General features: G+C 66.3%; 10 protein-coding genes. 4 read left to right on the top strand and 6 right to left on the bottom strand.

The annotated features are described in order from the left end of the window. The first annotated feature begins 56 nt into the window (after positions 1–56). The 4 genes from ACMV_RS11390 to ssb all read left to right on the top strand — a co-directional run bounded on the left by ACMV_RS11390 (position 57) and on the right by ssb (position 3,758). The gene (locus ACMV_RS11390; protein WP_013640505.1) at positions 57–698 is read left to right on the top strand and encodes a GbsR/MarR family transcriptional regulator; all 642 of its coding nucleotides are present in this window, start codon (positions 57–59) and stop codon (positions 696–698) included. Further along, entirely contained in the window at positions 695–2,113 is a 1,419-nt protein-coding gene (locus ACMV_RS11385; RefSeq protein ID WP_013640504.1) for a cytochrome ubiquinol oxidase subunit I, read from the top strand. The genes ACMV_RS11390 and ACMV_RS11385 overlap by 4 nt, the downstream gene beginning before the upstream one ends. 5 nt (positions 2,114–2,118) lie before the next feature. Beyond that, positions 2,119–3,144 carry a cytochrome d ubiquinol oxidase subunit II gene (gene cydB, locus ACMV_RS11380; RefSeq protein WP_013640503.1) on the top strand — a complete coding sequence of 342 codons (1,026 nt, stop codon included), beginning with the start codon at positions 2,119–2,121 and terminating at the stop codon, positions 3,142–3,144. 125 nt (positions 3,145–3,269) lie between these two features. Continuing rightward, positions 3,270–3,758 carry a single-stranded DNA-binding protein gene (ssb, locus tag ACMV_RS11375; RefSeq protein WP_013640502.1) on the top strand — a complete coding sequence of 163 codons (489 nt, stop codon included), beginning with the start codon at positions 3,270–3,272 and terminating at the stop codon, positions 3,756–3,758. A 420-nt stretch (positions 3,759–4,178) separates the two neighbouring features. Here ssb and ACMV_RS11370 read toward each other — a convergent pair whose 3' ends face one another. The 6 genes from ACMV_RS11370 to dusB all read right to left on the bottom strand — a co-directional run bounded on the left by ACMV_RS11370 (position 4,179) and on the right by dusB (position 14,068). Continuing rightward, a complete protein-coding gene (locus ACMV_RS11370) occupies positions 4,179–6,590 on the bottom strand; it encodes a TonB-dependent receptor (protein ID WP_231844396.1) in 2,412 nt (803 codons plus the stop codon). A 191-nt stretch (positions 6,591–6,781) separates the two neighbouring features. Beyond that, positions 6,782–8,179: a nitrogen assimilation response regulator NtrX gene (gene ntrX, locus ACMV_RS11365; protein WP_007424570.1), complete on the bottom strand. Its 1,398-nt coding sequence runs from the start codon at positions 8,177–8,179 to the stop codon at positions 6,782–6,784. Between the two features lie 7 nt (positions 8,180–8,186). Then, positions 8,187–10,409, bottom strand: coding sequence for a sensor histidine kinase NtrY-like (locus tag ACMV_RS11360; RefSeq protein ID WP_007424571.1), 2,223 nt, complete (start codon positions 10,407–10,409; stop codon positions 8,187–8,189). Positions 10,410–10,416: 7 nt separating this feature from the next. Then, a complete protein-coding gene (ntrC, locus tag ACMV_RS11355; protein WP_013640501.1) occupies positions 10,417–11,880 on the bottom strand; it encodes a nitrogen regulation protein NR(I) in 1,464 nt (487 codons plus the stop codon). Then, a complete protein-coding gene (locus ACMV_RS11350) occupies positions 11,877–13,022 on the bottom strand; it encodes a two-component system sensor histidine kinase NtrB (protein ID WP_007424574.1) in 1,146 nt (381 codons plus the stop codon). The genes ntrC and ACMV_RS11350 overlap by 4 nt, the downstream gene beginning before the upstream one ends. Continuing rightward, positions 13,019–14,068 (bottom strand): tRNA dihydrouridine synthase DusB, encoded by a 1,050-nt coding sequence (gene dusB, locus ACMV_RS11345; protein WP_231844395.1) that lies wholly within the window; start codon positions 14,066–14,068, stop codon positions 13,019–13,021. Before dusB ends, ACMV_RS11350 begins: the two co-directional genes overlap by 4 nt. Positions 14,069–14,126 lie beyond the last annotated feature (58 nt).

Here is a 14,126-nt window from a genome sequence, read left to right as displayed (position 1 = left end):
TGACAGGGCTGGATCAATGTCTACTTGGATTTTAGAAATTTCTGAAAGTTCAGGCAATGCCGTTATCCCCCCTCACCGAGGCCTTCGTGCTGCATTTCGGCGAAATGGGCAGCCATTGGGGCATCAACCGCACGGTGGGGCAGATCTATGCGTTGCTTTATGTCTCCGACCGCCCGCTGCCGGCCGACGAGATCGCCGAAACCCTGGGCTTCTCGCGCTCGAACGTGTCGATGGGGTTGAAGGAGCTGCAATCCTGGCGCCTGGTGCGGCTGCAGCATCTGCCGGGTGACCGGCGGGAGCATTTCTCCACCCCCGACGATATCTGGCAGATCGTCCGCACCCTCGCCGAGGAGCGGCGCCGCCGCGAGATCGACCCCACCCTCACCGTGCTGCGCGACCTGCTGATGGAGGCCCCCCGCTCGGAGGCGGACCGCCGCGCCCAGCGCCGCCTCGCCGAGATGCACGACCTGATCGAGCTGCTGATGCGCTGGTCGGAAGACGTGCAGAAGCTCGACAACAAGGATCTGGTCCAGCTCCTCCGCCTCGGCGGCCGCGTCGTCGCGCTGCTGGAACTGAAGAACCGTCTGCCGCTGCTCGGGCGCGGCAAGGCTGGCCGCTCCCGGCCCGAGGCCACCGAAGCCGACACCCTCGCCGGCGCCGACGACAACCACAACAACGACGATACGGACAGAGAATGACAAGCTTGCATGCCGGCGGACTGGCGCTCGTGCTCGCGCGCGCCCAGTTCGGGTTCACCATCGCCTTTCACATCATGTTCCCGGCCTTCTCGATCGGGCTCGCCGCCTATCTCGCGGTGCTCGAGCTGATGTGGCTGGTCACCAAGCGCCCGGTCTATCTCGACGCCTACCGCTACTGGCTGAAGATCTTCGCCGTGATCTTCGCGATCGGCGTCGTCTCCGGCCTGGTGATGGCCTACGAGGTCGGCGCCAACTGGGCGGGCTATTCGGCCAAGGTCGGGCCGATCCTCGGGCCGCTGCTCGCCTGGGAGACGATGTCGGCCTTCTTCCTCGAGGCCGGCTTCCTCGGCATCATGCTGTTCGGGATGTCGCGCGTCGGCCCGAAGCTGCATTTCGCGGCGACCGCGCTGGTCTCGATCGGCACGCTGATCTCGGCCTCGTGGATCCTCGCCGCGAATTCGTGGATGCAGACGCCGCGCGGCTACGCCCTTGCCCCGGATGGCGCCTTCATCCCGAAGAACTGGCTCGCCATCATCTTCAACCCGACCTTCCCCTATATGTGGCTGCACATGGTGCTCGCCGCCTTCATCGCGACGGCGCTCGCCGTCGGCGCGGTCGGCGCGTTCCACCTGCTGCGCAACCCGAAGAATCCGGTCAGCCGGCTGATGTTCTCGATGGCGATGTGGCTGCTGACCATCGCCGTGCCGGTGCAGGGCTTCGTCGGCGACGAATCCGGCCGCGCGACGATGACCGACCAGCCGCTGAAGCTCGCCGCGATGGAGGGCGACTTTCACACCCGCGCCGGCCAGGCGCTGCACCTGTTCGGCTGGCCAAGCCGCAGCCTCGGCCGCCTGCTGTATGACGTGAAGATCCCCGATCTCGGCTCGCTGATCATCACCCACAAGCTGCATGGCGTGGTGCAGGGGCTGGATGCCTTTCCGAAGTCCGACTGGCCGGTGCTGATCCCCACCTTCTGGGGCTTCCGCGTCATGGTCGGGCTGTGGTCGCTGATGCTGTTGCTCGCCCTCGGCGCGCTGGCCCTGCGCCGCGGCGGCCGGCTCTACGAGAACGCCTGGTTCAAGCGCTTCGCGGTGGCGATGGGCCCGGCCGGCTTCCTCACCATCATCGCCGGCTGGGTGGTCACCGAAACCGGCCGCCAGCCCTGGACGGTCTATGGCGTGCTGCGCACGGTGCAGAGCGCCTCGCCGCTCACCCTGGGCGAGATCGTCTGGTCGTTCGGTATCATCATCGTGCTCTACACGCTCGTCTTCGGCGTCGGCATCCGCTACGTGCTCGGCCTGATGGCGCATGAGCCGACGGTGGGCGAACCGCCGCTGCGCGACGACAAGCCGCTGCGCAGCCACGGCCCGCACCGCCTGCACGATCCCGCGCCGGCCCCGAGCCCGGCGGAGTGATGGCCATGCTCAACGCCCATACCCTACCGATCATCTGGGGCTGCATCATGGCCTTCGTGATCTTCGCCTATGTCGTGCTCGACGGGTTCGATCTCGGCGTCGGCATCCTGTTCGCGGCCGAGCGCGGCCGCGCCGAGCGCGACATCATGGTCAATTCCATCGCCCCGGTCTGGGATGGCAACGAAACCTGGCTCGTGCTCGGCGGCTCCGGCCTCTACGGCGCCTTCCCCGAGGCCTACAGCGTGATCCTGCCGGCGGTCTACCCGCTGGTGATCACCATGCTGATCGGCCTCATCCTGCGCGGCGTCGCCTTCGAGTTCCGCTTCCGCGCCCATACCGAGCGGCACCGGCTCAACTGGGATTACGGGTTCTGGTTCGGCTCGGTCATCGCCGCCTTCTGCCAGGGAGCGATCCTCGGCGCCGTGCTGCACGGCACCAAGGTCGCCGGCGGCCAGTTCGCCGGCGGGCCCTTCGCCTGGTTCTCCGCCTTCTCGGTGTTCACCGGCCTTGCGGTGGTCTGCGGCTACGCGCTGCTCGGCGCCGCCTGGCTGGTCTGGCGCACCGAGGGCGGGCTGCAGCTGCGGATGCGCCGCGAAGCCGCCCGTCTCACCGTGGGGATGCTCGCGGGCATCCTCGCCGTCAGCGTCTGGACCCCGCTGCTCGACCACGCCTATGCCGTGCGCTGGTTCACCTGGCCGGGCCTCGCCGTCACCGGCCTCGCCCCGCTCGCGGTGGCGGCGCTGGCCTTCTTCCTGTTCCGCGCCCTGCGCCACGGCGGCGCGGTGCATGACAGCACCGCCTTCCTCTGCGCGCTCGGCCTGTTCCTCGCCAGCTTTCTCGGCCTCGGTTTCTCGCTGTTCCCGCACATCATCCCGCCCGGCGTGACGATCTGGCAGGCCGCATCCCCCGTCGGCTCGCAGGAATTCCTGCTTGTCGGCGCGGTCGTCCTCATTCCGGTCATCATCGCCTACAACGCCTTTGCCTACACCATCTTCCACGGCAAGGTTGATCACGCGGCGTTCGATCATTGAGCCCGCGCCCGCCGGTCCGCCACCGGACCGGCGGGATGGCTGGACAGCATGTCCAAGCCGTGTTGATACCATAGCCGCAGGCAGCCACTCGCTGCCGCGCGGTTCCGGATGCAAAGGGGAAGACGATGGCGGGTAGTGTGAACAAGGTGATCCTGGTTGGAAATCTCGGGCGGGATCCTGAAATGCGGACGACCCAGTCCGGCATGAAGATCGTCAATCTCGCGGTCGCGACCTCGGAAACCTGGAACGACAAGATGAGCGGCGAGCGGCAGGAGCGCACCGAGTGGCACCGCGTCGTCATCATGAACGACCGGCTGGCCGACGTGGCGGAGCGCTTCCTGAAGAAGGGCTCGAAGATCTATCTCGAGGGCAAGTTGCAGACCCGCAAATGGACCGACCAGTCGGGCCAGGAGAAATACACCACCGAAATCATGTTGGGCCGGATCGGCGCCGAGCTGGTGCTGCTCGACCGTGCTGGCGCCGGGGCGGGCGGTGACGACATGCCGCGCCCGGCATCGCGGCCCTCCGGTGGCGGCGGCGGTGCGCCGCGTGCCGGCGGATGGGATGCCGGGCGGGCCGGCGGCGGCGAACTCGACGACGAAATTCCGTTCTAGAGCACTTTCCGATCCTTTCGGATCGGATGTAGTGCTCTATCATATTGATAAACAGAGCATCTTTATCCGATCAGATGACTCCATCTGATCGGATGATGCTCTAGTGTCCTGCCCCTGAAATTCGTGGGTGAATTTCAGGGACAAGCAGGCCACTAAACTATTGTTTTTCCCAGTGTCCACTTTGAATCTGAAATCCGATGGATTTCAGATTCGGGACACTAGAGCACTTTCCGATCCTGTCGGATCGGATGTCGTGCTCTATCATGTTGATCACCAGAGCATCCTGATCCGGTCAGATGGAGCCGTCTGACCGGATGATGTTCTGGTTCGAATAAACCTCCGTGGTCGAGCCCAGGGGGTTCACTCCAGGTCCGCATCGGTCGCTGGGCCGCGCACTTTCGATATTCGACGGCCGGCGCATCAGAATTTGACACGGACACCGGCATACCCCCCGATTGGCGCCGCGACCGAATAGGCCCGGGGATTGTTATAGCCGGAACCGAGGGTCAGCGCCTCGCCGGCGGGGCTGGAGAATCCGCCGAACTCGTAATATTTGGCGTCAGTGAGGTTGTCGACCTCGCCAAACACGGTGACGCGAGGCGTCACCTTGTAGCTCGTGTTGAAATTCAGCGTCACAAAGCCAGGCAACGGCGGCTGTTGATTCGACTGGTCGCCGTGCAGATAGGTATAGGTCTGCGCGTTGCCAGCCAGTCCGACCGTCCATTGTGGCGTGATCTTGTAGTCGGCGCCGAACTTAAAGATGTTTTTCGGAATGGCGGGCAGGAAGTCGCCTGGCTGGACAGTGATGACGCCGCCGACCGCCGAGGGATTGTGCGAACTAACCAGAAAGCCGCTCTGGTAAGTGGCCTGAATGCGCGAGTAGGTGAAATACGCGTCCCAGCGCCGTTCGTTGAGCTTCAGCGCCAGATCGACGCCCTGTCGCAGAACGCTGCCGATATTGGCAAAATATCCCGTATATTGGCCGAGATAGGGCGACTGGAGAAACTCGATGTCGTTGTTTGCGACGGCATGATAGTAATCGACGTTATAGGTTAGCGTGCCATTGTCCGGCACCAGGAAGGCGCCGCGCAGACCGGCTTCGAACGTGTGGGCAACGACCTGTTTCAGGTTCGGATCCGTCGCGATGAAGTTCGCCAGCGTGCACGAAGCGGTGGGGGACGCACAGGACAGTTCCGCAGGTGTCGGCACCGCGTTCGCCTCCGAATAGCTGCCATAGAGCGTGGCGAGCGGCGTCAGCTTGTAGGCGAAGCCGATATCCGGATTGAAGTGCTTGTAATAGTGCCGCGCGTTGAGCCCCTGCCCGCCGACATATTGATCCGGCGGATTGTGATTGTGCAGGGCGATGTTCGCGATGTTGAACCGGCCGCCGAGCGTCAGGGTCAATCGTCTGGTGAGGTCCAGCGTGTCGAGCAGGTAGAGGCCGTAATACGCGTTGCGCACCACGATTCCGACGGGGACGGCTCCCGCCTCGTCCGATTTGTAGCCCGGATAGGCGATCCCCGGCGGCGGCGCATAGTTGCGCTCGGCATTGAGAATGCCGTCGTAACTTGCCGCCGTGTAGTTCGTGAAACCTCCGTCGAAGCTGACGCCGGCGACAATGTGGTTTCGCAGTCCGAACACGCGCTGCTTGCGGGTGAGCTGCAGCGAGGCGCCATAGCCGTTTGTGTTGGTGGTGTTGACGGCGAGCGATCCGTAACGGCCGGTCGGAGACGCATAATACGGGACATAGCCGCCACCCGCGAGCGTGGCGGGCGTGTTGGAACCGCCCTGACACATGTCGCCACCATACGGGCCGGCGCCGCAGGGAAGATCGTTCGGCCCGTTGCCGTTGATCAGATGCTCCCAGAGATTGTCGTAGTACAGAACCGCCTGCAGCGATGTCCTGGCATTGATCCGGTCCGTCAGCGTGGCTGACAGCTTGGCGTATTTGTCCTCGATGGAATTGGGGCCGGTATATTCGGCATTCGGGTTGACGGCGAGGAGCTGAACGGGCGTCGCGGCCGGGCCGTTCAGGAACGAATGTCCCAGCGTGGCGTTGACGTGCAATTCCGCGCCGGGCCCGCGCCAGCCAAGATCGCCGTAGAAGCTTTCGAGCGCCGAGGATTGCGCATCGCGCCAGCCTGAACTCCGCGCTCCCTGGATCGCGGCGTAGGCGGCCACGTTGCCGTGCTGCACGCCGTATTGCGCGTTGCCGCGGAACGTGCCGAACGATCCGCCCGAGGCCTCGACCTCCGCGCCATGATAGGTGAAGCCGTTCTTCATCTGAACGTCGAGCGCGCCGCCAAGGGCGTTGAGGCCGAATAACGGGTTGGCGTCCTGCACGCTGATGGACCGGATGGCGACCTGGGGCAGCACGCTCCATAGCGCGAGGTCGCCGAACGGCACGTTGAACCGGGCGCCGTTCACGTAGACGCTGATGCCCTCCGGCGTTCCCTGGATCGGCGAGAGCGTGAACCCGTGATAAATGATGTCCGGCTGATACGGATTGGCCTGGCTGTTCTGCAGGTTCACGCCCGAGGCGGAGCGGTCCAGCGCCGAAACCACGCTCGGGTTGCCGTTCCGGTTGATCTGCCTGCTGCCGAACTGCTGGATCGCCGCCGGCCATTTTCCTGCATTGATCTCGGCGCCGCCAAGCGGCGCCACATTGACGCGGATCGTCCGGATCCCGATCGGGGATTTCGATGGTGCGGCCTTGGCCGGCGGCGTTTCGGCACCGGCTGCCGGCGCGACCACGATCGGGTTCTGGGCCGGCGGGACGACCTGCCCGTCGGCGATGCCGGCACTTGCCGCCAGACCGGCCGATACGGCCATGGCGCAAAATGAAAACGAGCGTATTCCGCCGCTCGGGAAATCCCGCTTTTCCATCCCTGTTTCCTCCGCGGCTGAGCCAGCTACAAATGCTTATCGTCGAATATTTATCTTAAACTGCAAGTGGTGTATCGGGAAAAAATCCCGAATCGACCGCGCGCCGGGGAATAAGATCGTGAGGCGAGCCCGCCCTCTCATCCGCCGCTGGAACGGTCTTCCGCACCGATGCCGAGCTGTTTCAGCTTGCGATGCAGCGCGCTGCGCTCCATGCCGACGAAATGGGCGGTCCGGCTGATATTGCCGCCGAACCTCAGCAATTGCGCCTGCAGATACTGGGTTTCGAAAACGTCCCGTGCCTCGCGCAGGGGCAGGGCCATGATGTCGGCAAGCGGATCGATCGCCAGCGCGCGGGGGGCGTGCGCGCCGATCTCCGCGGGCAGATGCTCTGCGCGGAACGGTTCGCCGGACTCGCCGGGATGCATGATCATCAGCCAGTCCATCACGTTGCGCAACTGGCGCACATTGCCTGGCCAGTCATGCACCTGCAACGCCGCCAGCGCTTCCGAGGACAGGGAGCGCAGCGGCAGGCCCGAGGTTTCGGCCGCGCGGTTGAGAAAATGCCGCGCGAGCGCGGGGATGTCCTCGCGTCGTTCCCGTAGCGACGGGACGCGCAGCGGAACGACAGCGAGCCGATAATAGAGATCCTGCCTGAACTTGCCGGCTCCGATCGCGGTTTGCAGGTCGCGCGCGGTACTCGCGATGATCCGCACGTCCACCTTCACCCGCGTCGAACCGCCGATGCGCTCGAAGCTCTGGTCTTGCAGCACGCGAACGATCTTGCCCTGCGTTTCCAGCGGCATGTCGGCGATTTCGTCAAGCAGGAGCGTGCCGCCATGCGCGCGTTCCAACACGCCCGCACGCCGCGGCGGCGCCTTGGGATCGGCGCTGGCCTCGGTGCCGAAAAGCTCCACCTCGAATCGCTCGGGGGCGAGGGTCGCGCAGTTCAGCACCACGAAAGGCTGGTCGGCGCGTTTCGAGCGCGCATGGATCATCCGCGCCACCACTTCCTTTCCCGATCCCGCCGCGCCCGAAAGCAGCACGCGCGAGCCGGTGGGCGCGACCTTCTCGATCGCATGGCGCAGGCCGGTGACCGCGGCGCTCTCGCCCGTCAGGTTCGTTTCCGTGCCGGCCCGCAAGCGGAGTTCGGCGTTTTCCGCGGCAAGGCGGGCGGCTTCCAGGGCCCGCTGGATCACCAGGAGCAGGCGGTCGGACTTGAAGGGCTTTTCGATGAAGTCGTAGGCACCGTGCTGGATCGCGTTCACCGCCATCTCGATCGTGCCATGGCCGGAGATGATGACCACGGGGACGTCTTCCGCCTCGGCCTTCATCACCTTCAGCAGGTCGATCCCGTCGAGCGGGGAATTCTGCAGCCACACATCCAGCACGACGAGCGACGGCCGGCGGTCCCGAAAGGCGGCGAGCGCCTCATCCGAATTGCCGGCATTGCGCGTCGTGTAGCCTTCATCCTGCAGGATGGCCTCGACCAGAAGCCGGATGTCGGGTTCGTCATCGATGATCAGAATCTCGGACATTTGTCTCCTAACCCGCCTTCAGCACCAGCGTTACGGTGGCGCCCGGCCCGTCCTCGCGGTCGGCAAGCTCGAGCCTGCCGTGGTGATCTTCCATGATCTTGCGCACGATGGCGAGGCCGAGGCCGGTGCCCTTCGGCTTCTGCGTTATATATGGTTCCGCAAGCCTTGTGCGATCCTGCACCGGCAACCCGATTCCGTCATCCGTCACCGCCAGGCGGAATTCATCGCCATGCGGGTCGATCCGCAGCCTCACATGGCCCCGGGCCGCTTCGCGCCCGGCATTGTCCGGGCGCATCGCGATGGCATCCGCGGCATTCTGCAACAGGTTCGTCAGTGCCTGGCCGATCAGCCGGGCGTCGCACGCGGCGCGCGGCGCGGGATCGGGGCATTCGACCGACCACTCGATTCCAGGATGTGCCGCGCGTTGCAGGATCACGGCCTCGCGCGCGATCCGGCCGAGGTCTTCGGGCTTGATGATCGGCTGCGGCATCCGCGCGAAGGCGGAGAACTCGTCCACCATTCGGCCGATGTCGCCGACATGGCGCACGATCGTGTCGGCGCATTGGGTGAAGCTGTCCTTGTCCGAGGTGATTTCCCGGGCGAAGCGCCGTTTCAGCCGCTCGGCGGAAAGCTGGATCGGGGTCAGGGGGTTCTTGATCTCATGGGCGATCCGCCGCGCCACGTCGGCCCAGGCGGCCTTGCGCTGGGCGGATTGCAGTTCGGTGATGTCATCGAAGGTGACGACAAAGCCGGTCGGCCGCTCGCCCTTCAGGTCAGCGCCGATCCGGACCAGGAACACGCGCCGCTCGGAACCCTTCGCATAGTCGACCTCCCCGGTCGCCGGCCGGCTCGGATTGTCCCGCGCCTGGTCGAGCAGCGGGGCGAAATCCGGCACGATTCCGGCCAGCTCTCCTCCGAGATGGTTCAGCAGGTCGATGCCGAGCAGTTCCGACGCCGCGCGATTCGGCAATTCGATCCGCCCTCGCGGGTCGAGGCCGATCACGCCGGCCGAAACGCCGGCCAGCACCGTTTCGGTGAAGCGGCGGCGTTCGTCGATCTGGCCGTAGGCGTTCATCAGTTCGGCGCGTTGCTCGGCGATCTGCCCGGTCATGCGGTTGAAGGCCCGGGACAGTCCGGCGACGTCGTCTCCCGTGTCGCCTTCCGGCACGCGGACATGATAGTCGCCGCCGCGAACCCGCTCGGCCGCCTCGATCAGGTAGGAGATCGGCCGGGCGATCTGGTTGGCGAACAGCAGCCCGATCAGCGAGGCGCCGGAGAGCACCAGCAGGGCGACGGTCGCGAAGATCAGCGCGAAGAACAGCTCGAACTGGGCGCGATGATGTTCGAGCCGGTTGTATTCGGCAACGGCCTGGCGGGTGCGGTCGACATGGGCGAGGATGGACGGGTCGATCGGCCGCTCGACCATCAGCATGAGCGTCGGCGTCGCCTCCAGTTCGACGACGGCGCGCTCGAGCATGGAGTTGGGCGTGCTCCATACCGCGACCTGGTGCTTCTCCGCTTCGGCGATGATGCGGTCGGGGGGCAGCGTCACGCCTTCCGAGGAGAACAGCCCGGCCGAGGCGACCACCTTGTTGGTCAGGGGCTCGAATATCGCCGACTGGGTCAGGCCGTGCAGGGCGGTCTGCGCGACCAGCACGTTCAGGAAGCCCTGATCGAAGAAGTTCTGCGGATTGCCGAAGAAGATCGGCCCGTTCTGGTTGAGCTGGTTGGCGATGGCCAGGGCATCGAGCCGGATGCTGTTCTTCTTGGCGTCGAGATATCCCTCGGCCACCTGCTGGCTTTCGGCCAGCGCCGTGCGCACCCGCTGGTTGAACCAGGCCTGGATGCCGAGATTGAAGAACACGGCGGCGAAGATCGCGACCAGGATGGCCGGCACCGCAGCCACGCCGCCGAACAGCAGCACGAGCCGCACATGCAGCCGCGCGCCCGCCGCGCCGCGGCGGCTTTCCATCAGCACCCGCGTGACGCTCGCCACCAGCACGGTGATCAGCAGCAGGAGGATCGCGATGTCGCCGATCGCGAGGCCGACGGCCGCACCCGAATGCAATTCGAGCTTGATGCCGCCGGCGAGATAGGCGAACGAACCGATCCCGAGCAGCAGGGCGAGGGTCGCCAGGATCAGGGTCGAGACCCGGCCAAGCAGGAAATCCAGCGGTCCGCTCCGGCGCGGCCTCGCCGGCAGTTTCAGAAGTTCGGCCTGCGGTTCCACGTTGCCCTCAGCCCACCCGGCGCGTGACGCCGATTTCGTGCTCTCGGATCTTCTTGCGCAGCGTGTTGCGGTTGAGGCCGAGCAGGGCCGCGGCGCGAATCTGGTTGCCGCGCGTCTCCCCGAGCACGAGGCGGATCAGCGGCGCCTCGAAGGCGGCGAGCACGCGGTCGTAGAGCACGCCGTCCTCGCCCGCTTCGCGCGCCTCGGTCATCAGCCGGGCGACATGCCGCTCGATGACGCGCTCAAGCGCCTGCGGCGTATCCGGCGTCGGCTCGGCCCCGGCAGGGGGTGGGGCATCCTCGATCGCGCGATCGGAAAGTTCGGCCTCGATGATCTCCTCGCTGATCGTCGACTGCGGCACCAGAGCGGACAGGCGGCGCATCAGGTTTTCCAGTTCGCGCACATTGCCCGGCCAGCGATACTGCGACAGCCGGACCATGGCCTCGGGGGCAAGGGTCTTGGATGGCAACCCTTCGGCTTGCGCGCGGTTCAGGAAATGCTGCGCGAGCAGCGGAATGTCGCCCGGCCGTTCGCGCAGGGATGGCAGGCGGATCGGCACGACATTGAGGCGGTAGAACAGGTCTTCGCGGAACTGGCCCGAGCGGATCAGCACCCGCAGGTCGCGATGGGTCGCGGCGACGATGCGGGCATTCGCGCGGATCGGCTGGCGGCCGCCGACCGTCGTGAACTCGCCTTCCTGCAAGACACGCAGCAGGCGGGTCTGCGCCTCCGGCGGCATGTCGCCGATCTCGTCGAGGAACAGCGTGCCGCCGGCGGCCTGCTCGAAGCGGCCGACATGCCGGTTGGCGGCGCCGGTGAAGGCGCCGCGCTCGTGGCCGAACAGCTCGCTTTCGATCAGTTCGCGCGGGATGGCGGCCATGTTGATCGCAACGAACGGCCCCTGCCGCCGGCGTCCGTAATCGTGCAGGGCGCGGGCGACGAGCTCCTTGCCCGAGCCCGATTCGCCGGTGATCATCACGGTGAGGTCGGTCGTCGTCAGCCGGGCGATGACGCGGTAGATCTCCTGCATGGCGGCCGAACGGCCGATCAGCGGGAGATTGTCCTCCGGCGCGCCGGAAGGTTCGGCCGGCGCCTGCATCGCCGGCTGCTTCAGGGCGCGATCGACGATTGCGAGCAGCTCGCCGAGATCGAACGGCTTCGGGAGATATTCGAAGGCGCCCCGCTGGGTGGACTGCACGGCCGTCAGGATGGTCGACTGCGCGCTCATCACCAGCACCGGCATTTCCGGCCGGATGCGCTTGATCCGGGGAACGAGGTCGAGCCCGTTTTCGTCGGGCATCACCACATCGGTGATGACGAGGTCGCCCTCGCCATCCTCGACCCAGCGCCAGAGCGTTGCGGCGGAGGAGGTGGTGCGGACCTGGTATCCCGAACGTCCGAGCGCCTGGGTCAGCACCGTGCGGATCGAGCGGTCGTCATCGGCGATCAGGATGGTCGGCAGGGTGGTCATGGCGGGCCCTCGGCGCGATCTTCGAACTGCGGCAGATGGATACGGAATTCGGTGCGGCCGGGCCGGCTGTCGACATTGATGAGCCCGCCGTGATCGGCCACGATCTTGGCGACCAGCGCGAGGCCGAGGCCGGAGCCGGCCGCCTTGGTGCTGACGAAGGGCTCGAAGAGGTGGCGGCGGATATCCTCGGGGATTCCCGCGCCGTTGTCGCGCACGGAAATGAAGATCGGCAGGTTGCGCTGGCCGCGGGCAGGGGAGGCGGCGAGCCGCACGCCATGCTGGAAGCCGGTGGCCAGCGTGATCTCGCCATCCGGCCGTTCCGTCTCGCTGATCGCCTCGGCCGCGTTCTTCATGAGATTCAGCAGAACCTGGACGAGCTGGTCGCGATTGCCGAGCACCGGCGGCAGTGACGGATCATAGGCCTCGACGAAGCGGATCCGCGCGCCGAAGCCGGACTGGGCCAGGCGCCTGACATGCTCGAGCACGCGGTGAATGTTTACGGCCGTCACATCGATCGGCTTGTCGCTGAACACCTCGATGCGTTCGACGAGTTCGCGGATGCGGTCGACCTCGTCGCGGATCAGCACGGCGAGTTCGCGGTCCTCGGGCGCCGCGTTGGCCTCGAGCAGCTGCGCGGCGCCGCGGATGCCCGACAAGGGATTCTTCACCTCGTGCGCGAGAACGGCGGCCATGCCGGTGATGCTGCGGGCCGCGTTGCGGGCCGAAAGCTGCTGGTCGAGCGCCCGGGCGGCCGAACTGTCCTGCATCGTGACCGCGAGATGGCCCGGCGCATCCACGATCGCGGCAACCTGCATCGACACGCCGCGCCGGGCGAAGCGCGGGCCTTCGAGCACGAGGTCGTGTTCGGCGATCGGCGCTTCGTCGCGTCGGGCGCGGTCGAGCAGGATGAAGATGGGATGGTCGGCCGGGATGAATTCGTGCAGCGGCTTGCCGGCAAGGAAGGCCTGCGACGAGCCGAACATTTCCTCCGCCGCGTAATTCGCGAAGAGGAACCGGTCGTCCGCGTCGAGTTCGATGACGGCGAGAGGCAGCGCCGCCAGCAACTGGCGGGAATCGATCGGCGGTTCCGGCTGCCTCGTCACCGCCCCCCGGCGCCGGAATGCGCCGCGCAGGCCGCTCATGCGGCCGCCTGCACCGGTGCGTCCGTCTCGCCCATCGCCCGCGCGTGGATTTCGTGGATCATCGCCTCGACGGCGGCGGAATCGTCTTGCCGGTTGACGGCCGCACGGAATTCGGCGGCGCCCGGCAGGCCGCGCACATACCACCCGATATGCTTGCGCGCCACGCGCAGCCCGGGCTGTTCGCCGTAATGCGCCCGCATCGCGCGGTAATGGCCGATGAGCACATCGCGCCGCATTTCCATGTCCGGCGCCGGCAGCTTCTGGCCGGTGGCGAGATACCGCGCCACCTGGGCGAGAAACCAGGGGCGTCCGTAGGCGCCGCGGCCGATCATCACGCCGTCGGCCTGCGAGCGGCGCAGCGCTTCCTCGGCCTCGTCCTCGGTCGTGATGTCGCCGTTGGCGATCACGGGGATGGCGACGGCCGCCTTCACCGAGGCGATGAAATCCCAGTCCGCCGTGCCTTCGTAGAATTGCTGGCGGGTGCGGCCATGCACCGTGACCATGGCGATGCCGCTTTCCTGGGCGATCCGCGCGAGGGTGGGCGCGTTCAGGCTCTGCCGGTCCCAGCCCATGCGCATCTTCAGCGTCACCGGCACGTCGACCGCCTTCGCCGTGGCTTCGAGGATGCGGCCGGCCTGCACCTCGTCGCGCATCAGCGCCGAGCCTGCCATCTGTCCCACCGCCACCTTCTTCACCGGGCAGCCGAAATTGATGTCGACCAGATCGGCGCCGCCGGCGACGGCGATGCGCGCGGCTTCCGCCATCGCAGCCGGGTCGCAGCCGGCGAGCTGAACCGAGTTCGGCCCCGTGCCCTCGTCGACCGAGGCCATGCGAAGTGTCGCCGCGTTCTCGCGGATCATCGCCCAGGAGGCGATCATCTCCGACACCACGAGCCCGGCACCCATCGACTTGACCAGCCGCCGGAACGGCAGGTCGGTGACGCCGGACATCGGCGCCAGGATCACCGGCGTCTCGATCGTCACGTCGCGCGCGGCGCCGCCCGGCGCCTTGAGCCGGATCGGGTGCAATTTCGGGAAGCTTCTCATCTCGTTGCCCATGAATTAAGCACTACAGGCCCGGGCATTGACGCGCAATCGTCCAGTT

It is taken from the genome of Acidiphilium multivorum AIU301 (genome assembly GCF_000202835.1).
GTDB lineage: Bacteria > Pseudomonadota > Alphaproteobacteria > Acetobacterales > Acetobacteraceae > Acidiphilium > Acidiphilium multivorum.
Note: the sequence above shows the minus strand (reverse complement) of the source record. Positions and strands in the feature narration are given on the sequence as shown.

Excerpts from the sequence above, each read along its gene's own strand:
- cydB (WP_013640503.1), top strand. The coding sequence starts at position 2,119 with ATGCTCAACGCCCATACCCTACCGATCATCTGGGGCTGCATCATGGCC.
- ACMV_RS11385 (WP_013640504.1), top strand. The coding sequence starts at position 695 with ATGACAAGCTTGCATGCCGGCGGACTGGCGCTCGTGCTCGCGCGCGCC.
- ACMV_RS11390 (WP_013640505.1), top strand. The coding sequence starts at position 57 with ATGCCGTTATCCCCCCTCACCGAGGCCTTCGTGCTGCATTTCGGCGAA.
- ACMV_RS11370 (WP_231844396.1), bottom strand. The coding sequence starts at position 6,590 with ATGGCCGTATCGGCCGGTCTGGCGGCAAGTGCCGGCATCGCCGACGGG.
- ntrX (WP_007424570.1), bottom strand. The coding sequence starts at position 8,179 with ATGTCCGAGATTCTGATCATCGATGACGAACCCGACATCCGGCTTCTG.
- ssb (WP_013640502.1), top strand. The coding sequence starts at position 3,270 with ATGGCGGGTAGTGTGAACAAGGTGATCCTGGTTGGAAATCTCGGGCGG.
- dusB (WP_231844395.1), bottom strand. The coding sequence starts at position 14,068 with ATGAGAAGCTTCCCGAAATTGCACCCGATCCGGCTCAAGGCGCCGGGC.
- ACMV_RS11350 (WP_007424574.1), bottom strand. The coding sequence starts at position 13,022 with ATGAGCGGCCTGCGCGGCGCATTCCGGCGCCGGGGGGCGGTGACGAGG.
- ntrC (WP_013640501.1), bottom strand. The coding sequence starts at position 11,880 with ATGACCACCCTGCCGACCATCCTGATCGCCGATGACGACCGCTCGATC.